The organism is Dyadobacter pollutisoli, assembly GCF_026625565.1.
Taxonomy (GTDB): Bacteria; Bacteroidota; Bacteroidia; order Cytophagales; family Spirosomataceae; genus Dyadobacter; species Dyadobacter pollutisoli.
Window position 1 is genome coordinate 7,504,843 of sequence record NZ_CP112998.1, and the last position, 19,243, is coordinate 7,524,085.

General features: G+C 44.8%; 20 protein-coding genes. 5 read left to right on the top strand and 15 right to left on the bottom strand.

All coding sequences use genetic code 11. The features are described 5' to 3' along the window. Positions 1 to 71: 71 nt before the first annotated feature. From ON006_RS31250 to ON006_RS31260, 3 genes are all read left to right on the top strand, one after another. Positions 72 to 1,232 carry a methionine aminotransferase gene (locus ON006_RS31250; protein ID WP_244821945.1) on the top strand — a complete coding sequence of 387 codons (1,161 nt, stop codon included), beginning with the start codon at positions 72 to 74 and terminating at the stop codon, positions 1,230 to 1,232. A 68-nt stretch (positions 1,233 to 1,300) separates the two neighbouring features. After that, entirely contained in the window at positions 1,301 to 1,735 is a 435-nt protein-coding gene (locus tag ON006_RS31255) for an Xre family toxin-antitoxin system antitoxin (RefSeq protein ID WP_244821944.1), read from the top strand. Further along, a complete protein-coding gene (locus tag ON006_RS31260; protein ID WP_244821943.1) occupies positions 1,732 to 2,199 on the top strand; it encodes an RES family NAD+ phosphorylase in 468 nt (155 codons plus the stop codon). The genes ON006_RS31255 and ON006_RS31260 overlap by 4 nt, the downstream gene beginning before the upstream one ends. A gap of 12 nt (positions 2,200 to 2,211) precedes the next feature. Here the strand turns inward: ON006_RS31260 and ON006_RS31265 are convergent, their stop codons facing one another. Further along, the gene (locus ON006_RS31265) at positions 2,212 to 3,447 is read right to left on the bottom strand and encodes an ABC transporter permease (RefSeq protein WP_244821942.1); all 1,236 of its coding nucleotides are present in this window, start codon (positions 3,445 to 3,447) and stop codon (positions 2,212 to 2,214) included. A gap of 108 nt (positions 3,448 to 3,555) precedes the next feature. Here ON006_RS31265 and nadE point away from each other — a divergent pair, with 108 nt between their 5' ends. Further along, on the top strand, positions 3,556 to 5,616 hold the full coding sequence (gene nadE / locus ON006_RS31270; protein ID WP_244821941.1) for an NAD(+) synthase: 2,061 nt from the start codon (positions 3,556 to 3,558) through the stop codon (positions 5,614 to 5,616). Between the two features lie 139 nt (positions 5,617 to 5,755). On the opposite strand, the gene ON006_RS31275 is transcribed toward nadE, so the two are convergent. The 3 genes from ON006_RS31275 to ON006_RS31285 are packed head-to-tail and all read right to left on the bottom strand — an operon-like array spanning position 5,756 to position 9,253. Next, the gene (locus tag ON006_RS31275; RefSeq protein WP_244821940.1) at positions 5,756 to 7,546 is read right to left on the bottom strand and encodes a peptidase associated/transthyretin-like domain-containing protein; all 1,791 of its coding nucleotides are present in this window, start codon (positions 7,544 to 7,546) and stop codon (positions 5,756 to 5,758) included. A 55-nt stretch (positions 7,547 to 7,601) separates the two neighbouring features. Continuing rightward, positions 7,602 to 8,630 (bottom strand): FecR family protein, encoded by a 1,029-nt coding sequence (locus ON006_RS31280; RefSeq protein WP_244821939.1) that lies wholly within the window; start codon positions 8,628 to 8,630, stop codon positions 7,602 to 7,604. Positions 8,631 to 8,632: 2 nt separating this feature from the next. Continuing rightward, a complete protein-coding gene (locus ON006_RS31285; RefSeq protein WP_244822267.1) occupies positions 8,633 to 9,253 on the bottom strand; it encodes an RNA polymerase sigma-70 factor in 621 nt (206 codons plus the stop codon). A gap of 224 nt (positions 9,254 to 9,477) precedes the next feature. Between ON006_RS31285 and ON006_RS31290 the strand changes: the two genes are divergently transcribed. Further along, positions 9,478 to 10,200, top strand: a complete 723-nt coding sequence (locus ON006_RS31290; RefSeq protein ID WP_244821938.1) for a head GIN domain-containing protein — start codon at positions 9,478 to 9,480, stop codon at positions 10,198 to 10,200. Between the two features lie 3 nt (positions 10,201 to 10,203). Here ON006_RS31290 and ON006_RS31295 read toward each other — a convergent pair whose 3' ends face one another. The 11 genes from ON006_RS31295 to ON006_RS31345 all read right to left on the bottom strand — a co-directional run bounded on the left by ON006_RS31295 (position 10,204) and on the right by ON006_RS31345 (position 19,167). Next, positions 10,204 to 10,962, bottom strand: coding sequence for a M15 family metallopeptidase (locus ON006_RS31295; RefSeq protein ID WP_244821937.1), 759 nt, complete (start codon positions 10,960 to 10,962; stop codon positions 10,204 to 10,206). Between the two features lie 30 nt (positions 10,963 to 10,992). Continuing rightward, on the bottom strand, positions 10,993 to 12,030 hold the full coding sequence (locus ON006_RS31300; RefSeq protein WP_244821936.1) for a toast rack family protein: 1,038 nt from the start codon (positions 12,028 to 12,030) through the stop codon (positions 10,993 to 10,995). Positions 12,031 to 12,034: 4 nt separating this feature from the next. Beyond that, entirely contained in the window at positions 12,035 to 12,220 is a 186-nt protein-coding gene (locus tag ON006_RS31305; RefSeq protein WP_244821935.1) for a LiaI-LiaF-like domain-containing protein, read from the bottom strand. A 58-nt stretch (positions 12,221 to 12,278) separates the two neighbouring features. Next, positions 12,279 to 12,914 carry a PspC domain-containing protein gene (locus ON006_RS31310; RefSeq protein WP_244821934.1) on the bottom strand — a complete coding sequence of 212 codons (636 nt, stop codon included), beginning with the start codon at positions 12,912 to 12,914 and terminating at the stop codon, positions 12,279 to 12,281. Between the two features lie 136 nt (positions 12,915 to 13,050). Then, the gene (locus ON006_RS31315) at positions 13,051 to 13,674 is read right to left on the bottom strand and encodes a beta/alpha barrel domain-containing protein (RefSeq protein WP_244821933.1); all 624 of its coding nucleotides are present in this window, start codon (positions 13,672 to 13,674) and stop codon (positions 13,051 to 13,053) included. Positions 13,675 to 13,705: 31 nt separating this feature from the next. Then, the gene (locus tag ON006_RS31320) at positions 13,706 to 13,963 is read right to left on the bottom strand and encodes a DUF2442 domain-containing protein (RefSeq protein ID WP_244821932.1); all 258 of its coding nucleotides are present in this window, start codon (positions 13,961 to 13,963) and stop codon (positions 13,706 to 13,708) included. Next, positions 13,960 to 14,262: a DUF4160 domain-containing protein gene (locus ON006_RS31325; protein ID WP_244821931.1), complete on the bottom strand. Its 303-nt coding sequence runs from the start codon at positions 14,260 to 14,262 to the stop codon at positions 13,960 to 13,962. Before ON006_RS31325 ends, ON006_RS31320 begins: the two co-directional genes overlap by 4 nt. A gap of 121 nt (positions 14,263 to 14,383) precedes the next feature. Beyond that, a complete protein-coding gene (locus ON006_RS31330) occupies positions 14,384 to 15,526 on the bottom strand; it encodes an aldose epimerase family protein (protein ID WP_244821930.1) in 1,143 nt (380 codons plus the stop codon). A 37-nt stretch (positions 15,527 to 15,563) separates the two neighbouring features. Then, positions 15,564 to 16,760, bottom strand: a complete 1,197-nt coding sequence (galK, locus tag ON006_RS31335; RefSeq protein ID WP_244821929.1) for a galactokinase — start codon at positions 16,758 to 16,760, stop codon at positions 15,564 to 15,566. A gap of 4 nt (positions 16,761 to 16,764) precedes the next feature. Further along, complete coding sequence (locus ON006_RS31340) at positions 16,765 to 17,706, bottom strand: D-2-hydroxyacid dehydrogenase (protein WP_244821928.1); 942 nt, start codon at positions 17,704 to 17,706, stop codon at positions 16,765 to 16,767. Positions 17,707 to 17,790: 84 nt separating this feature from the next. After that, entirely contained in the window at positions 17,791 to 19,167 is a 1,377-nt protein-coding gene (locus tag ON006_RS31345) for a sensor histidine kinase (RefSeq protein ID WP_244821927.1), read from the bottom strand. Positions 19,168 to 19,243 lie beyond the last annotated feature (76 nt).

Genomic DNA, 19,243 nt, shown 5'->3' on the forward strand with positions numbered 1-19,243 from the left:
CATTATATTTGGCAGAACCTGCCCCGATGCGGGTTTTTTGTTGAACCATGAATTTAAATTATTGATCTCATATGGTTTTAAAGGCCAGGATACAGTCGAAACTTCCCAGGGTTGGGACTACTATTTTTACCAGAATGTCGCGGCTTGCGGAAGAGAATCAGGCCATTAATCTTGCGCAAGGTTTTCCTGAATTTGATTGTTCGCCCGATTTGCAAAAACTGGTCGATAAGTACATCAGGCAGGGAAAAAACCAGTATGCACCGATGGCCGGGGTAATGGGGCTTAGAGAGGCGATTTCACAGAAAGTGTATGCATCGGGTTCAAGGGAATATCATCCTGAATCGGAGATAACGGTTACCAGTGGAGCTACTGAGGCATTGTATGTGGCGATTAGCACCGTCGTGAACCGGGGTGATGAGGTGATCGTTTTTGAGCCTGCTTATGATAGTTATGTGCCTGCTATCGAGCTGAATGGCGGCGTACCGGTGTTTGTAACGCTTGATCCGCAGTACGAATCCATTGATTGGGAGGATGTCCGTTCCAAAATCAGCCCGCAAACCAGGGCCATTATCATTAACACACCTCATAATCCGACAGGGAAGGTTTGGGAGCTTTCCGATCTGCAGCAGCTTTCGGAGATCGCAGAGGAACATGATCTTTGGGTGATCAGCGACGAGGTTTACGAGCATATTGTATTTGATGATCGTCCCCACATTTCGGCTGCGTCCATTCCATCACTTGCGGAGCGCACATTTTTGTGTGGCTCCTTCGGGAAAACCTTTCATACGACCGGCTGGAAACTCGGCTACTGTCTCGCACCGGCTGAGCTGACGGTAGAATTTAGAAAAATACATCAGTTTTTGGTGTTCAGCGTTGTTACACCATTCCAGTTTGCGGTGGCAGAGTATCTGGCAGAGCCGACACATTACCTTGCACTTTCGGCGTTTTATGAGCGGAAGCGAGACCTTTTTCTGGATGCGATCAAGGACATTGGGTTTATTATGAAACCTTCGGAAGGGAGCTTTTTCCAGAATGTATCCTATGAAAAACTATCTGACGAAAAAGACCAGGTCCTTGCTGAGAGGCTAACCGTGGAGGCTCGCGTAGCATCGATTCCCGTATCCTCTTTTTATAACGAAATCACGGATTACAAAACGTTGCGATTCTGTTTTGCCAAACATGATGAAACACTTTTGCGGGCAGCAGAGGCATTGCATAAAGCAATGTGGTAAAATTTGTTTTGAAGGCTTTTTGAGATCGCGAAGAAAGTCGTATCTTAGTGTGACAAAATTCGGATTTGATGAAAGATATACAATATAAAATGCCAGAGCAAAGCATTCCTCTCAGGATTGCAGCTGAGCCGGAAGTAATGTATATGGCCATGAAACGCATTGATCTTTTTCAGGTTAGCCAGTTTCATGATTTATCTCAAAAGCTACCATTCACACAAGTAGAGTGGGCGGAGATCTTGCACATTAGTGACAGGACTTTGCAGCGCTATCTCAAAGAAAACAAGCCATTTGAAGGGTTGTATGCAGAGCATTTGCACCAGCTAGCGAATATGGCTGAGCTGGGACTGCTGGTTTTTGCGTCGAGTAAAGCTTTGGAGGAATGGCTGCGTACGCCTCGGGTTGTGCTGGGGCAGGTACAGGATTTTGCTACCCTGAAATCTTTCTGGGGCGTGAAGCTGATCTGCAATGAGCTGGGCCGGATTGAACACGGGGTTTACATATGATCGTATACCGGCTGGCGGCAAAGCAATACATTAATGATTTTACCGGAACGGGTGCAAAGCTGTTTGGCGGACGGTGGAACCCGGTTGGTCACGGCTGCATTTACACGAGCGAGCACATTTCGCTAGCCTTGCTGGAAAAATTTGTTCATGCCAATCATAAGGAAAATATGGAGCGCATTGCATTATTGCGCATTGAAATCCCTGATGACCCAAACCTGATTTTTAATACTGAGGAAAAGCTTTTGAAAAAATCGTGGGCTGACGACATTACCTACTCACAATGGCTTGGAGAGCAAATTTTGGGAGACTTGTCCATAGTTGCGTTTACAGTGCCGTCTGCTATTGTCCCTTCGGAAAGAAATGTGATACTGAATCCAGCCGCTGCGGAATTTAAGCAGGTGAAATTTCTGCCGCCGGTCGATTTTACTACCGATTTTCGTTTGCTCAGTAAGCTCCTTTCGTAATTCAAAGTAAACTTACTTTTTGAAAAGCAATGCCCTAATGGGCTGTATTTTGGTGATAATGAGCGTGGGTATCAATAATATTAGCCCTGAAATAATCGCGGTCACAATGTTGACCATCACAAAAATGGGCCAGTCGAAAACAATGGGTACGGTGTCCATGTAGTAGTTGACCGGGTCGAGCGGAATGAGTTTGAACTGATATTGCAGCCAGCAAATGGCCAGTCCGCTAATGTTGCCAATGATCAGGCCTTGTCTTACCATATACAACCCCACTCTCAGAAACACCATTCTAATTTGCTTATTAGGACTTCCGAGTGTTTTTAAAAGACCTATCAATGGCGTCCTCTCCATGATCATGACGAGCAAAATGGAGATCATGTTGAAACAGGCGACGAAGAGAATGAGTGTTAGAAATACGGCGGTGTTACGATCGAGCAATATCAGCCAATCGAAGATCTGGGGAAATGAGCTAGTTACTTTTTGCAGGTACACAGCTGGTGGCAGTACCCTTCTCAAATCGCCTGCAACAGCATCCAGCTTCCGGAAGTCTTTTAGATAGATCTCATAAGTACCGATGGAATCTTTGCCCCAGCCATTCAAACGTTGAACGAGCGCGATATCTCCAATGATAAGATTATTGTCGAACTCCTCCATTTGGGTGTCATAAATGCCGCTCACTTTCAATTTTCTCGGGCGCGGCGGATTTTGGAGCGAGTACATGATCACATCATCACCGGCTTTGAGGCGGAGTTGCGACGCGATTTTTTCACTGATTAAAATTTCGGAGGAGTAACCGTATTTAATGGAAGACGAATCGGTGTGACCGATTAATCTCCCTGATACCAGGTTCTTTTTGAATGTAGCCCAGTCATAGTCCTTGCCGACACCTTTCATGACCACACCTTTGATCTCGTCGGGTGTTTTCAGGATGCCAGATTTATGTGCTACTGCCTGCCATCGTTTGATTTCGGGCATATAGGGCAATGCCGCAGATACCGGATTTTGAAGTGCGAGCGGGCCTTCTTCGTAGGTATTGCCCTGCGAAAAGGCGCTTACATTAATATGCGCCCCGAACAGAAATATCTTTTCCTGAATGGTTTGCTTGAAGCCGAGCAACACAGCAAAGGCAATAATCCCGACTGCGACCCCTACTGCAATACTGGCGACACCTATCCTTGAAACTGTGGCTGAGAATGAGCCGGCTTCATTATGGCGTATCCGTTTGGCGATGAATGAGGGGAATTGCAAGAGGAATCTGTTGGTTAATTTTTATGTTGACAAAAATAGAGAAAAACTTTGCCCGTACGAAAAGGCAAATTTTATTAAGTTGCCGGTATATCCATTAAATCAGTTTCCATGCCATTGATCAAAGCAGCTTCCGGGGTGGTAAATCAGACACCAATGTCCTGGGAGGCTAATACCAGAAATATCATTCATGCTATCGAGGAGGCCAAAAAGCAACAAGTAAGTTTGCTCTGTCTGCCGGAGCTTTGCATCTCGGGATATGGCTGCGAGGATTACTTTTTTGCGCCTGACATGGTGGAACAGGCCCAGAAATGCCTGCTTGAAATTGTGCAGGAAACGGCGGGGATCATTGTTGCCCTGGGATTACCGGTTCGGCATAACGGAAGTATTTACAATGCAGCTTGCCTGATTTCTAACAAGCAGATCGCGGGATTTTATTGTAAACAGAACCTGGCTAACAACGGTATCCATTATGAAGCGCGTTGGTTTCGTCCGTGGCAGCCGGGCGTGGTGGAAAGCATTGAGGTGAACCAGATGTTTTATCCGATCGGTGATATTGTTTTTGATGTCGCTAGCGGGCCTATTCAAGGTGGGTCGCATGGGGTTAAAATTGCATTCGAAATCTGTGAAGATGGCTGGGTCTCCAATCGTCCTGCCCGCAGGCACTATGAGCGGGGAGTGGACATTATATTGAATCCGAGCGCGAGTCATTTTGCGTTCAATAAATTTTTGACGCGGGAAAAACTGGTTACAGATGCTTCCAGGGCATTTTCTTGCAGTTATATTTATACCAATTTACTAGGTAATGAAGCCGGTCGCGCTATTTACGACGGCGATGCGATGATCGCTTCGAATGGTGATTTGTTAGCGTCGAGTCCCCGGTTCAGTTATGAAGATTTTCTGATCACTACCGCTGTCATTGACACGGAATACACCAGGCTGAGTCAGGTGCAGAGCAAAATAGCGATGCCTTCCAAGGAAAGGACCTGGCGCATTCCGGCACGGTTTGATTTCCCGGAATTGGAACCGGTATTGCCTCAGATTCCGGAAATTGAGCCATTTGAGAAAGGCGGCGCATTGAAGGAAGAGGAATTTGCGAGGGCGGTTTGTCTGGCGCTGTTTGATTATTTGCGCAAAAGCCGCTCCAATGGTTTTACGATTTCACTTTCGGGGGGCGCCGATTCCTGTGCTTGTACTGCATTGTGTGGGTTGATGATCAGGCTGGCCGACGAAAGCATTGGAATGAAGCGGTTGAAGGAAAAGCTATCTTATATTAAGGAAATCCAATCTGCCAAAACGGAGGAAGATCTTGCATTAGCATTGATCCATAACATCTACCAGGGAACAGAAAACAGTTCTACGGATACGCTTGAATCTGCTCAATCGCTGGCGGAATCGATTGGTTCTACTTTTTACAATATTAACATTAATGGTCTGGTTGAGACTTATAAAGGATTGATTGAAGGGCAAATAGATCGTAAATTGACCTGGGAGCAGGACGACATTGCATTGCAGAATATTCAGGCGAGGGTGCGTGCCCCGGGCGTTTGGCTGCTTACGAATTTGTCCAATCATTTGCTTCTGGCAACGTCCAATCGCTCGGAAGCTGCGGTAGGGTATGCTACGATGGACGGCGATACATCCGGCAGTATTAGTCCTTTGGCGGGGATTGACAAGCATTACCTTCGGCAGTGGCTTCGCTGGCTGGAAACAGTAGGGTGTGAAGTGAAGGGAAAACACATTAAAATTGAAGGGCTCAAAAAGGTTAACAGCTTGCAGCCTACTGCCGAATTGCGGCCACTGGCACAAACGCAAACGGATGAGGCGGATCTAATGCCTTATGAGTTTTTGAATGACCTCGAAAAGCTCGCTATTCGCGATAAAAAGTCACCATTGGAGTCTTATCGACATCTGTATGTTCGTTACAAAGGGCTTTACGGCAGTGAACAACTGCTCGGCTGGACCGAGCGTTTCTTTAAACTTTGGAGCCGGAACCAATGGAAAAGAGAGCGATATGCACCATCATTTCATCTCGATGATCATAATCTTGACCCAAGATCCTGGTGTCGCTTCCCGATACTTTCAGGCGGTTTTGAAAAGGAATTGGCGGAACTAAAAGAATATGTAGGAGGCACTGCGATACAGAACGGAAGGAAGCGGATCGGGTTTTGATAAATTCTCTTTATCAATTAATATGTTGATATTCAATTTTGTAAATTTACGGACTAACTAAATAGTCGTGCATTATGGCAACACTGACAGTTGAAGTTGAGGATAGGGATTGATCGAGAAGAGTCGGAGTCATAAAATACTATCGAGTCAAATTACAAAACCTGATCCCAGCCTGAAAACCCAGCCAGGTGTATTCTTTTGTTGAAGCGGTTGGTTTTTCGCCTATCCATATAGGTCTAATGCCCTTAGTTTCGGAGCTCTTAAAGAATCCACTATCCTCGCCACCCAGCAAATTTAATGTTGGGCCTGCGAAAAGTGCGAATTGATTCCCTATTTTCTTCTCAATCCCAAGCGCTATTTTAAGCATTCCAATGTTAATGTCTTCGATTTTCTGGTTTTTGAGAACGACGACACTAAGAGTAGCGTCTGCATTGACCATCCAGCCCCTGCCTAATTTCTGGGCAGTACCAAACCCGTAACCGAGCGAAAGCAATGGTTTGTTCGATAAGAAACCATTGAATCCCAAACTGAAAATATTGTAAAATCTGCTTACACCGGTTTTAAATGCAGTATTAAAGTAGTTGAGTTCATCTGACGAAAATTCATAGCGACGGTAACCATTGGTCTGTACGAAGCTGAACAAACCAAACGGAACGTGAGCTGACGAATCCGAATAATTTACAAAACCGATCTGATGACCTTTACGGACAGTATGGGCATAGTTATAACCCGCCGAGAACTGGTACCCGTCCAATACGCCAACCACCACATTCCCCACACCGGCAACCTGAAACCCTCTAAAATTTTTGCCGGTATAGTTGATGAAGTTGGTACCTTGAAAACCTGTAAAATTGCCAAGGGTCAGGTTAAGAAAATTGGCATATTGAAAACCGACAACGTCCTTTCCGACAATGTTGCCGACACCGGCCAGTTGGAAACCCCTGACGTTTCCCCTCACCACATTAAAAATACTGCCTACTTCTAACTTGTTTACGCCGAGCGAATATCCGGCGATCAGGTTGATCGAATAATCGTTTACAATGTTCCCACTGAGCTGATGATTAGTCCCTAAAAATGGTAAAATGGATGCTTGAAATGGTCGATGTAAAGTATCTTCAATGTTTCTCGTGTGAATGGCCTGGCTGGCTGAAGCAAAGGCGCTGACAAATCTGTTTTGAACTTTGCGGTATGTATTTTTGAATTTATCGTACTCAACCGTAGTCCTGTCGGGACCACGATTCATGGCTACTTCCGGGCGTATCGTGTCTGCGAAAGGTGCGGGAGCCGATGCCGCGGAAAATTGTGGAATTTCGACTTTATGATGCAGGGAATCAACCTTTGATTTGGTTTGTGCAACCAGTTTTCCTGATATCGGCTTTAATGTGTCTGGGGTAAGGGTTATCTGCAAATAAGTATCCTGCCGGTTTGGGATTGCGATGGTCTTGCCGATATAGTCTTCCTTTCTTATTTCCAGCCGAATGGCCGCAGGGGCAGTAGGAAGGCGGATCTTGTAATAACCGTAGCGGTTGCTGACGGCGGAAGCCAATGTGACAGATTCATAAATACTCGCATTGGCAAGCTTGCGGCCAGTTTTGTTATCAATAATGTAGCCGTTGAGGTTAAAATTCTCAGGTTTTTCCGGTTTGTCGTAATCTGTATTTTTTTGCAGGATAATGTATTTGCGTCTCTCTTTGAAAGTAACCTTGTCCTTAAAGATTTCAATTAATATTTCCCTCACACTCTGGTTTATCGCCTGTATCGAAACTTTCGATTTGATATCGATCATGTCGGGACTGTAAGAAAAACTGAAATCGCCCAGGTCGCCTATTTTTTGCAAGGTTTCGTCAAGCGGCTGGTTCGTAACCCGGATCGAGATACGTTTTTCCAGCAGATCCTGCGCAGATACATTACTTGCGATTGACAAAATCATTAAAAGAATGATTCCGAAAATGTTGATTCTCAAACCAAAAGGATGATATGGAAATTTACTGACAGCCATTTCCATCCAGCCAGTATACTTTTCCTTCTTTTCTCAAATCCAGATCAAGTGTTTCTGCGATTACAGCCAGTGTAGCGTCCAGCGGTTCTTTCTCAAACCGGATTGTAAGCCTGCATTGTGCGATCTGCTGATTGGAAAGCCGCACATCCACGTGATATCCTTCGCGAATGGAGGAGACGACATCATTGAGATTGGCCGCATTGAAATCGAAGATCTGGGTCTTGTACCCCATGATGTTCATGTTGGCCTGCAAACTTCTGATCGTGTCGGCCAGCACCTCAGCGCTTTCACCTTTGATCAGGTCAATTTTATGCGAGGCTTTGCTCACACGCACTTTTCCTGTGCTTACATCCACACGAACCGGGGCTTCTTTGTAGGCTTTTACATTAAATGATGTTCCCAAAACCCGGATTTCCGTGCCGTTGGCATTGATAATGAATGGATGGGCGGCATCGGGTTTCACATCAAAAAATGCTTCTCCCTGCAATGATACCGTTCTGAAATCACCGTCGAAATTTTCAGGGAATGTTATAGAAGAGTTATAGTTCAAAAATACCTTGGTACCGTCCGGCAGAACTTTTTCGGTGGTGTTATTGGTAGTGGCAACCCGTTGTTCAGCAGAAGGTAGTGAACGGAAATGGAACCAACCGAATGACAGAATGAGCAAGGTCACGGCTGCAACTGCCCAAATGCGAATTGGTAACTTTTTTTGAATGGTTGTTTGTGTAAAATCTACCTCCCGGACTTTTGATAGAGTGTCATCTGAAGAAATGATCGCTGGCTTTTTATCCATCTTCATTTTTATCTTATTCCACGCCAGGTCCGTGTCGACAGTGAATTTCTTCTGAACCGAGCCTGCGTGGTCCCAGATCAGACGGTAGTTTGCAAATTCCTGCCTGTTAAGGTCGGATTGCGCCAACCATATCTCTACTTGATTTTTTTCTCCTTCCGAAGCGGTGTCTGCCAGATAACGTGCTAACAGCTCCTCCGATATGTTTTCATGAGATGAGTTCATGGTTACGATCTGATTAACTGTTCGACAATAAAATAAACCGGCCAAAGCACGGTAGGCAGATAATCCGCCAGCTCAACGCGTAAGATTTTTAAAGCCTTACCAATCTGATTTTCGACGGTTTTGATGGAAATCCCCAACTGATCCGCTATTTCCTGATATTTCAATTCCTCAAAACGACTTAATCTGAATGCTTTCTGACATTGTTCGGGCAAGGTACTAACCGCTTTTTCAATGCGATCTTCAAGCTCGTTGGCGTGAATTACTTCTGTGACTGATTCGTAAGACTGCGCTGAAAAATTCAAGGTATGCTCGCGATGTACTTCCCTGACCGACGCATGTTTGAAACGGTTGAGGCAGTGATTGTGTACGGCGCGGTAGAGATAAGACTTCAACGAAAGTGTGATTTCCAGATCTTCCCTTTTCTCCCAGATCGTCAAAAACACAGTTTGAACAACCTCTTCCGACTCTTCCTCATCTTTGAGCAAAGTACAGGCATAATTACAAAGGCGCGGATAAAAGCTGCGGAACGTTTGCTCGAAGGCCTGTTCGTCGCCTCGCCGTATCGCGCCAACTATTTCTGGGTCGGAAGAGTACACCGATTTCGTTTTTTGATTTTCGGTCAAAAATAGATAATCTCTTTCGATTAGTACATCCGGATATAGAAGAGCGGTCGCTGCCACGTTTGAAATTTCCTTTTGAACATGACAATTAACCGATCGCTTCCCCCTATGAATAAAAATTATTTTTTTTCGATAGGGGGGCAAATGCATTGGATTGTCTATTCGAAACAGGGGCGTGAGCATTGAAAACCCTGTGATAGCATTCATTTCAATTACATTTATTAGCCATGAAACATTTTATTTTCTCAGTTTTTGCAGGGTTGTCATTACTAACAATTTCAGAATCTTGCGTTTATGTTAACTCTGACGACGATATACCGCCGCGGGGTGAGAGTACCCGTACTTATGATTTCAAAAATTTTGATGAGCTCGAAATGGGCAGTGCTTTTCGGGTCAATGTTGTGGAAGGAGCTGCATTTGCCGTTTCTGCGACCGGTGAGTTGAATGACCTGGATGATCTTGAAGTTTTTGTTCAGGATGGAAAGTTGGTGGCCCGCTACAATAACTCCTGGAAAAGCCACAGAAAGGCAATGGATATCGATATTACTATGCCAGATATCGCAGGAGTGGATTTTTCTGGCGCGGTTAGTGCGTCGATAGAAGGTTTTGAAAATTTGCCTGAACTGGAATTTGAGTTATCCGGTGCCAGCAAATGTGATTTTGAAGGATCCGTCAGAAATTTGAAATTAGATTTGTCCGGCGCTTCCCGTCTGGACTTATTTGGCGATGGTAAATTTATGGACGGCGAACTTTCCGGCGCTTCTCAACTGAATGCATTTGACTGGGCAGCAGAAGAATCCGATCTCGATGTTTCGGGAGCAAGCGATGCGCGCGTTTGGGTTTCGCGCCTCCTGGATGTAGATGCCAGCGGCGCGAGTAGTGTTCGCTACAAAGGTAGTCCGGTTGTTGAAAAGAAAGTTTCCGGAGGCAGCACAGTGCGGCCAGAATAGAGCTTACTTAATCATCCCATATTTGGCCCGGGCCTGGCTCTTCGACATGCCGTCAAAATGCCACCACTCGGTGGTATTGGCTTTGAACCCGGCCTGGGTCATTACTTTGCGGAGAATCTGCCGGTTTTCAACCTGCTTCTGGGAAAGTTTGCCTTTTTTCAACATCTCCTGCTCGGAACGTGGATAGGCTAGGGGGCCGAAAAAGTCAAATTTTGTGCCCATATCGAGCGGTTTTCCTTTTTCATCCACAATGGTCAAGTCCACGGCACACCCAAAGTTATGGTTGGAGCCAATTTTAGGATCAGCGACATACTGTGTTTTGCTCCTGGCTGGAATTTTCAGGTCGTCCAATGCATTCCAAAGGTTATACTGCACGGAATTGGGCCTTGCAGCATCATAGACCAATAATTGGTAACCTGGTTTGTATTGTTTTAAGAACGTCGCTGCCTTAGAAAGTCTTTTCGCCATTTCAGGTTGCAGGTACGCGCGGGTGAGGTCGCCGTATACATTTTTGCCCATGAAATTATCGGTGGTCGCATATTTCAATTCTACCAAAATTTCAGAATTTGCCTTTTGTACGTCTGTCAATCCCTGGTCGATTATTCTTTGCTCAATGTCGGGAATGGTACTTTTATTCCGTTCTTTTTTTAATTCCTGGGCAAACGAAATAATACTGCAAAACAGCAATAGCAAACCTGAAAAACTGACTTTTTTGAGCATAAAAAAATGAATATCCTTGCAATGAGCTGCAAAGATATTCATTTGTATGAATGCCGGTTTTGAAACAGGCTGCTAGTATCGCTTGATATTGATGCTCGTCAGGCCACCTTCGAAGTGAATGATGATCTTTTTCGCAGTACTTTCATAACCCGGCGAACGATACAAACCGTTGCTTACTTTATCCAGGTCATCCATACTTTTGGCATTCAATGCGCCGTCCATATGCATTTCGCAGCCAACGGATTTTGGAATTTCAATGGTGATGGACGCAACGCCTGCTTCAATATCCAGATTTGAAGTGGGCAGCTTATCACCCATTTTAATGTCCATGTCGGCAACACCGGTACTTACTTTCAGCTTTTCAACTTTGTAATTACTGAAATCGAAATTGCCTTTTCCAGCGCCAATACCCAGATCAATGTTCCAAACTGGTTTTTCGTTTAACTGAATTTTAGCCTGATTGGAAATCTCGCCATTTTTGATTTTGACATTTCCTTCTTCCATTTTCAGGTTAATGGTCGCAGAATTATCCAGCTTGTTGATGGAAGTATTGGACAAAAAGCCGACGATTGTACTTTTTGTATTGGCCTCAAACAATCTGGGCGTATTGCCATTCAGTATGAAGGAACCCGCTCCGCCTTCCAGATGGAAATTAGCTTTCTGGATAAAATCCTCCATATCGTACTTGTAGAAGCCATTGATTGCCTTTTCTCCATTGCTGTTCCAATGTTCCTTCTGATAGTCATCGTCCTTGTCATCGTCGTCATCATCATTGTCATCATCATGGTCATTATCATGATACCCGTAATCGTGGTCACCATCGTCGTCGTCCCAGTCAAAATTCCAATTGTTGTGACGGTCAAATGCCCGGTCCGTACGGTTGATAATTGCCCCAAATACCGCCAGTGTGATCAATAGACCTACAACTCCGCCTGAACCGCGTTCCTTACCAGTGGCCAGCAAAACCGCACCTGCGAGAATCAGCAAAACAGGCCAGTAGGGCAACACTTCGTCCCAATCGATATCCAGAATATTCATGCTTCGGAGAAGCCAGAGTGTTCCAAAAATGATAAGCAATCCACCCCAAACTATGCCGCGTGAGTTTTTCATAGTCTTATATGTTTGAACGGTTGGAAATATCAGAATGAAGGTAATTTTTTAATAAAAGCAAGCCACCGGTTACGATGAGGATAATGGGCCAGAAGAATCGGCCAAAATCAAACGCAGTTAGTTCTTCTACGAGGAACAGGGAACCTGTAATAATGAGGATCACTCCCCAGAAAATATTTCGAAAGTTCATGGCTATGGTTTTGGTTAAAATGAGAGATTCAAAGAGAGTTTATAGGTCTTTGGCAATGCTAGTTCACCCTGATCACCTGATCGTCTTCATCATTATCCGGCTTCTTATTCTCAGGATCTTCCGGAAAATGTGTGGTGGTAGTTGAACCTGGTGTAAATGGCGTGTAAGGCTGTGGGTCAGGCTCGGGCGCTATCGGCTCAGTGGGAGCCGACGGTGGAGGCGTGGTCGGATATACAGTTGAATTAGTTTCCTGCTGCTTATCTCGCTGGCGAAGGATCAGGAATGCGCCAATGGCAATCAGCACGATTGGCCAGAAATATCTCTTGAATTCATACCAGATCGGAAAATCATCGATCAGCATCACAGCACCGAAGAATACAAGTACCGCACCAAGGATCATTACTGTCTGATCCGATCTCTTTTTATCGAAGAATGGTTCGGAAGGTTTTGCAGCGTCAGAATCGAAGCTGGTCGTGGTCGTATAAACTTCACCCGCAGGCCCGGTCGGGAGCACCGCCCAGAGAATAATGTATAAAATACCTGTCCATCCGAAGCTCGGAGGTATTGGCAGCAATAACATTACAACAAAGAGAACCCGAACAATTACAACATCAATTTGTAAATACTGTGCGATTCCGGAAGCAACTCCTCCAAAAACTGCCTGGTCAGGTATGCGGTGCAATTTCTTTTCCATGATTAGCTTAACGTTTATTTGTAATCAAAGGTAGTAGGTAATGCAAGATACTGTAAACCGGAAAATTATTATCGGTAAAACGGCGTGTTAAACGGATATTTTTGAGGAGAGTTAAATTTTGAGGGGGAAAATGAGGCTATTGTTCTTCTAAAGCTTCCAGAATATCCATCATACTGCCAAAATCCTTGTAACCCGGACGGATCTCGTCGCTGCCACGCAAAGCGATCCCTAGGTTCGGTAAAAGTTCGGTGAGCGCGCTGACAGTGAATTCATTATCCAGGCCAAAGCCAATTAATATCGGGTACTCGGCGCCTAAACGCTCCAATACCTGCATCCATGTTTCGGAAAGTTCAGCATTGTTGTCGCTTTCCAGAAGAAAATGAGAGACGTCGCCTTCATAGCGGCTCAGAATGGAGTCAATTTCGTCGGCTTCGTAAAGGTCAACGCTAACGCGCAATATCAGCGGGAGGCTTAACTCGCTATGCAGATAATTTAGAAGTCCGGGTTCCTCGACCTGCACGGCGTGGACCGGATAACTGGCCAATGTCTTCAAAATTGACTCTGCATTGGTCTGGGCTGTCTCTGCTACCAGGGTAACGCCAGCCAGCCAGGAGCAGATATCTTCGAATTTTTTAGGAGATATATGATTGGGAGAATCTTCATCTATTGAAAAACCAAGCATTTCCACACCCATTCCGGCGCAATAACGTGCATCGGACAAATTGGTAACATTGCTGATTTTTACGGTTCTTGTAAGCATTGGTAATTAAAATTTTAATAAAATATCCGGGCTAAAATTGTAGTTGTCCGGCATGTAATTGCTCTACGGGAAAAATAAGATCCCAGTCTTTGCCCCAAACGACATTACCTCTCTCTATTCTGAATTTTTTGAATTCTTTCAGTTCTTTATACTTATCGTGCTGAGGATGTTGATTTTTTTTGAGAAAATTTTCAAAATCAACTACCTGCTGTGTAGCATCGCTGAATTGGATCAAAATTTTATAATCCGACATATAATTTGCCGCAAGTACCTTGACTGTCAGTATCATAATTTCTGAGTGATTTTTATACTTGACACCTTCTTTTTCAATACAAAAAAATCTGTCCAGCGATTTACGATAACCTCTGCATATGCTTCGATTACTTTTCTCGCCTCTTTAAGCTGAGGCGTAGGCAATGCCTCTATTCCAGCAGCAGGTCGTATTTTAAGATCCTTTAATGTCCCATCCTCGAAAAATATCTCAAAAATTGTCTCATACTCATTGTAAGAAACGTGGACATGAATCGGTAAGTGATCGTTAGAATAGAAATAGAAAACTATGCCAAAATATTCCAGAATTTTGGGCATGCTACTTTTATAGTGTGTGACTCAAAATTAGTCAAAAGATTCTAAAAAATAAGGACAATGACAGAGCCGTCCATATCGGTGCCTCTATCATTGTCCTCGTGTTAAATGCTTCCTCTTTTAACTACTTGGCCGAAAACCGGTATTTAGTAGTAGTATTATAAGTTTCGCCCGGTTTCAAAACGGTCGTAGGAAATTGAGGCTGATTAGGTGAATCCGGGTAGTGCTCTGTTTCCAGGCATAGCGCAAATCTTTTGGAATAAGTCGCATTTTTACCCTTCAACTTGCCATCCAGGAAGTTCCCTGTATAAAACTGAACAGCAGGCTCAGTTGTGAAAACCTCCATAAAGCGGCCGCTTTCAGGGTCTTTAACGGTTGCGAACAACATCAGGCCTGGTTCGGTCCTTTTAAGTACCCAGCAGTGATCATAGCCACCGCCATTTTTGATCTGCTCGTCCTCCACTTTATCAATACCTGAACTTATTTTGGTCGGCTTTCTGAAATCAAATGGTGTTCCCTCCACAGCTTGTAGCTTGCCGGTTGGGATCAATGTCGTGTCAATAGGGACAATACTATCCGACGCAATGGAAACTTCATGATCCAGAATGTCTCTTTTGAGTCCTGTCAAATTGAAATATGAGTGGTTGGTTAGGTTTACAACGGTTGCTTTATCAGTAGTAGCAGTGTAGTTGATGGACAATGCATTGTCATTATCCAATGTATAAACCACTTTTACAGTCAGATTTCCGGGATATCCCTCTTCCATATCCTTGCTCAGATATTCCAGCTGAAGGCCCACAACCGAATCCTGATTAATTTCGGTTGCCTTCCAAATTACCTTATCAAAACCTTTAATCCCGCCGTGCAATGCATTGGGGCCATTGTTGATAGCCAATGTATATTCCTTGCCGTCCAGTTTAAATTTTCCTTTCGCGATCCGGTTCCCATAACGGCCTACGAGCGCGCCGAAAAAGGGATGTCCCGCCAGGTATGGCGCTAGCGAGTCAAATCCAAGCACCACATCGGCCCACTCGCCCTTTTTGTCGGGTGCGGTCAATTTAGTGATGATACCGCCGTAATTGGTGATGTTTACGGTCATGCCGTTGGCATTCGTCAGCGTGTAAAGGTCTGCCTGCTGGCCGTCGGGCAGTTCGCCGAATGCTTCTTTGGAAATGGTACTGATCATTTTTTCTTCTTTGTTTGTTTTGGAGCAACTGAAAAGGCCAAATCCAATCAGTGCGGTGAGTAAAATGGGTAGTCTTCTCATAAGTAAAGGTTAAGAGTTGCTGGTTTGCTGGAATAGATTAGTTGGTAATGATTTCTTCGGTACCGGTTGTAATTTTCACTCTATAACAAGGCAGGTCGATCTGGTATTTTTCCAGATAGGCGCTTTTCATTTGTTTTTCAAATTCAGGTACAGCATCTTTTTTGACAAGATTAATAGTACAGCCCCCAAATCCTCCTCCCATCATCCTCGCTCCCAGTACCGCTGAATTGTTTTGTGTTTCGGCAACCAGAAAATCAAGCTCGGGACAGCTCACTTCGTATTCGTGTTGCAAGCCATGGTGCGTTGCATACATTTTTTTGCCAAAATCAGCCATATTACCTTCCAAAAGCAGGTCACAGGCATCCTGAACGCGCTGGATCTCCTCGGTGATAAATTTACAGCGACGGTAAATGACATCTCCTAATTCCTCCTTATGCTCTTCAACGAGCTTTGGCGAACCATCGCGCAGACTCAGAATTTTAGCATCATATTTTTGAAGGATAGCCGTGCCTTGCTCACATTCCAAGCGTCTGGTGTTGTATGCAGAGCTAGCCAACGAGTGTTTTACGCTGGTATCGCAAAGTACGAGCAGGTACTCGTCCATGGGGAACGGGAAATATTCGTAATCCAGCGAGCGACAGTCCAAACGGATTACGGCTTCTTCTTTTCCAAAAGCAGAAGCGAACTGGTCCATAATGCCACATTGAACGCCCACATATTCGTTTTCGGCTTTCTGGGACATTTTTACAATGCTAAAACGGTCCAGGTTCAGGCCATACATTTCGTTTAATGCAAACAAAAGACAGCATTCCAATGCGGCCGATGAGGATAAGCCCGCACCAACCGGCACGTCGCCGCCAAAAGCAGCCTGGAAGCCGCCGATAGTGAGACCCATTTTCTGAACCTGTTCGATAATGCCAATTTGGTAATGTGGCCAGGACTTTTCAGGCTTGGATAGATCGCCGAGAGAAAAAGCGAAAGACTCGTCGAGATCTGCGGCATAGAGGATTACCTGGTCGTCCTCACGGGGTGAGATTACAAAATAAACAGCTTTGTCTACACTGGCAGGAAGTACAAATCCATTGTTGTAGTCCGTATGTTCACCGATGAGGTTAATACGGCCTGGCGACCTGAAAACCCTTATTTTGTCTGTATTCCCAAATTTGAGAAAATATTTTTCCCTGATACTGTCAATGATATTCACTTCTGTTGTCAAAATTTCTGAACTGATCATTTGATTAATAGCCTTTCACCAGATTTACCTCGTTAGCCACATTTCCACCGCTTTCCAGTGCGAAAATGTTGTTCAGGAATAAATCTACTTTGCCCATGTGTTCATGTTTGTGCCCGCCGCCGGTGTGCTGGGTAAGTATTACATTGGTCATTTTCCACAACGGGCTTTCCTCTGGCAGCGGTTCGATCTCGGTAACATCCAACACGGCGCCGTCCAGTTTTCCTGAATTCAATACTGCTATCAATGCATGCTCGTCCGTCGTACTGCCCCTGCCTACGCTTGCGTACACGCTTTGGTCTTTCATTTGAGAGAAAAATTCCGTGTCAACAAAGTAAGTAGCAGTTCCGGGTAATGTGTTGATCACCAGGTCAGCGTGCGGCAATGCATTCATTAAATCTTCACGGCTATGTAAATCTGCTTCGGGAGAAGTTCTCGCCATCATATGCGTGTTGCAGCCCAGTCCTTTTAAAATCGCGTTGACCGACTGTCCTATTGTCCCTGCGCCGAGAATAATAACATTTTGCTGATACAAAATTTTTAATTCGGCACGGAGCTTGGCTCCAACCCATTCTGATTTTTGTTTGAGCAAAGTCAAGGTGTCCAGTCCGCGATAAAGTGCAAGTACACCGCCTACGATGGATTCGGCACAGGGCCGGGCAAACCAATCGCCCATATTGGCTACTTTCACACCATCTTTTAGCGGGACGGAAGCAAACTGGTCGAAGCCAGCCGAATCCAGTTGCCAGAATTTGAGATTGTCGGAAACATTGTCAAACCATTGAACTGGTGGGTTGCCGAGAATATAATTTGCGGACTGAAAAGACGATAACGCCTCTTCGTCGCTGGTAGTTTCGGTTCGGAAATGAATGATATGCTGAGGCGATAATGTGTCAACGAGCTTTTGCCTGAGCGGCTCATCCAGCATTGAATGGCAGTAGATGATCATTTATTTTTATGTTTAAAGAAGCAAGGTAAAACGTTTTACCTGTTTTTGCACTTGCTTTAACTTTCGACATCGATATTATTGTTGTTAAACAGAAATTATATTGTCCTCGATCGGGCATAAAACACTAATAGTAGTTCCCCGCCCCGGATAGGAATCGATACTCAGTTTGCCGCCAAACGCGGCGGTCCGCTGTCGCAGGTTTAGCAAGCCATTTCCGGAATTTTTAATAGTCTCTCCCGCAAATCCGACACCATCATCTTTGACGACGAGATTAATGTTGTCATTACTTACAAACAGATCAATTTTCACATTCTGTGCCTGAGAATGCCTGACCACATTATGCAGGATTTCTTTGTAAACCAGGAAAAGATTTCGCCGGCAGTCATTCGGAATGTACAGGTCTATTTCTTCGGCTGGCAGCTGCATATTCAGCTCAATCGGCTGATGTTCGAGCAATGCATAAGCCGTTTCTTTGATCCGGAATGAAAAGTTGCCCACCGAATCGTGTGTAGAATTAAGGCTCCATATGATTTCACGCATGCGGGTTACCACCTTCCGGGAAGTTTCTCCGATCGTTTTAATGGTATGAGCAGTGACAGCCTCCTGGTTTTTAAACTGTCGTAATGCGGCATGGCTCATGGCGCTTATGCCACTCAGATCGGCACCCAGTTCGTCATGGAGGTCGCGCGAGATATCATCACGGATACGACGGAGTGCTGATTGCTTCTTTTCATTTTCCTGCAACTGTTCAATAAGCTGGGCCTGGGCTAGTATCATTTCCTTCTCATTCTGGCGGTTTTTGACAGACATTCCCAATGTGAAGCAGAGTACTTCCAGGATCACGCCAAACTGCATGTAAGTTACCGGGTAGGAGAACGGGTTGTCAGGATTTTTGGTAAAAATAATTGGTATGTAATTGACAGACAATGCAGTGAGGCAGCCTATCACAAAAAAGAAGGACCCGGCGATAAAATAGGCAATGGCCGCCTGGTGGAGTTTCAATATACGGGGCACCACTACTAAAGCACCGATTGCGAGAACGGCTCGGAAAAGAATGTAGTTACTCGTCTTAATGTTGTCGGGAACATCGCTCAGCAGGAACAAAACATCGATCGCGAGCTGGACGCACAAAATGACCGACATCCATCTCAGTAACTTATAACTGAACGGGTCCAGCTTTGGAATTTCGATCAGCAGGATCGCGAAACGGATATATAGTAAAAAAGCCAGTGACTCAATGAATGAAACCGCGAAATTGGCCCCGGGTTTATAGTCGGCCCGCTGGTAATCAATGTCATCCAGGTAAAAGGTGATCATCATGCAAAATATGTACAATGCGTATTGCCAGTAAATTGCTTTTCGGTGCTGGAGAAAGGAAAAGAAGGCGTAAAAAGCCATCATACATAGCATGCCGTCGAAAAACAGACGTAGCTGCTGGTAGGAGGTAGACCAAGAGTGCATGTTAGATTAGCGGGAAGATTGAGGTTTACTTAACGAAGTTTTTCCTGGCTAATCCTGACAAAACGTGTGTTCTTAT

Excerpts from the sequence above, each read along its gene's own strand:
- ON006_RS31295 (WP_244821937.1), bottom strand. The coding sequence starts at position 10,962 with ATGAATATCTTTGCAGCTCATTGCAAGGATATTCATTTTTTTATGCTC.
- ON006_RS31250 (WP_244821945.1), top strand. The coding sequence starts at position 72 with ATGGTTTTAAAGGCCAGGATACAGTCGAAACTTCCCAGGGTTGGGACT.
- ON006_RS31345 (WP_244821927.1), bottom strand. The coding sequence starts at position 19,167 with ATGCACTCTTGGTCTACCTCCTACCAGCAGCTACGTCTGTTTTTCGAC.
- nadE (WP_244821941.1), top strand. The coding sequence starts at position 3,556 with ATGCCATTGATCAAAGCAGCTTCCGGGGTGGTAAATCAGACACCAATG.
- ON006_RS31290 (WP_244821938.1), top strand. The coding sequence starts at position 9,478 with ATGAAACATTTTATTTTCTCAGTTTTTGCAGGGTTGTCATTACTAACA.
- ON006_RS31320 (WP_244821932.1), bottom strand. The coding sequence starts at position 13,963 with ATGATACTGACAGTCAAGGTACTTGCGGCAAATTATATGTCGGATTAT.
- ON006_RS31300 (WP_244821936.1), bottom strand. The coding sequence starts at position 12,030 with ATGAAAAACTCACGCGGCATAGTTTGGGGTGGATTGCTTATCATTTTT.
- ON006_RS31330 (WP_244821930.1), bottom strand. The coding sequence starts at position 15,526 with ATGAGAAGACTACCCATTTTACTCACCGCACTGATTGGATTTGGCCTT.
- ON006_RS31280 (WP_244821939.1), bottom strand. The coding sequence starts at position 8,630 with ATGAACTCATCTCATGAAAACATATCGGAGGAGCTGTTAGCACGTTAT.
- galK (WP_244821929.1), bottom strand. The coding sequence starts at position 16,760 with ATGATCAGTTCAGAAATTTTGACAACAGAAGTGAATATCATTGACAGT.
- ON006_RS31255 (WP_244821944.1), top strand. The coding sequence starts at position 1,301 with ATGAAAGATATACAATATAAAATGCCAGAGCAAAGCATTCCTCTCAGG.
- ON006_RS31275 (WP_244821940.1), bottom strand. The coding sequence starts at position 7,546 with ATGATTTTGTCAATCGCAAGTAATGTATCTGCGCAGGATCTGCTGGAA.
- ON006_RS31315 (WP_244821933.1), bottom strand. The coding sequence starts at position 13,674 with ATGCTTACAAGAACCGTAAAAATCAGCAATGTTACCAATTTGTCCGAT.
- ON006_RS31305 (WP_244821935.1), bottom strand. The coding sequence starts at position 12,220 with ATGAACTTTCGAAATATTTTCTGGGGAGTGATCCTCATTATTACAGGT.
- ON006_RS31340 (WP_244821928.1), bottom strand. The coding sequence starts at position 17,706 with ATGATCATCTACTGCCATTCAATGCTGGATGAGCCGCTCAGGCAAAAG.
- ON006_RS31310 (WP_244821934.1), bottom strand. The coding sequence starts at position 12,914 with ATGGAAAAGAAATTGCACCGCATACCTGACCAGGCAGTTTTTGGAGGA.
- ON006_RS31260 (WP_244821943.1), top strand. The coding sequence starts at position 1,732 with ATGATCGTATACCGGCTGGCGGCAAAGCAATACATTAATGATTTTACC.
- ON006_RS31325 (WP_244821931.1), bottom strand. The coding sequence starts at position 14,262 with ATGCCCAAAATTCTGGAATATTTTGGCATAGTTTTCTATTTCTATTCT.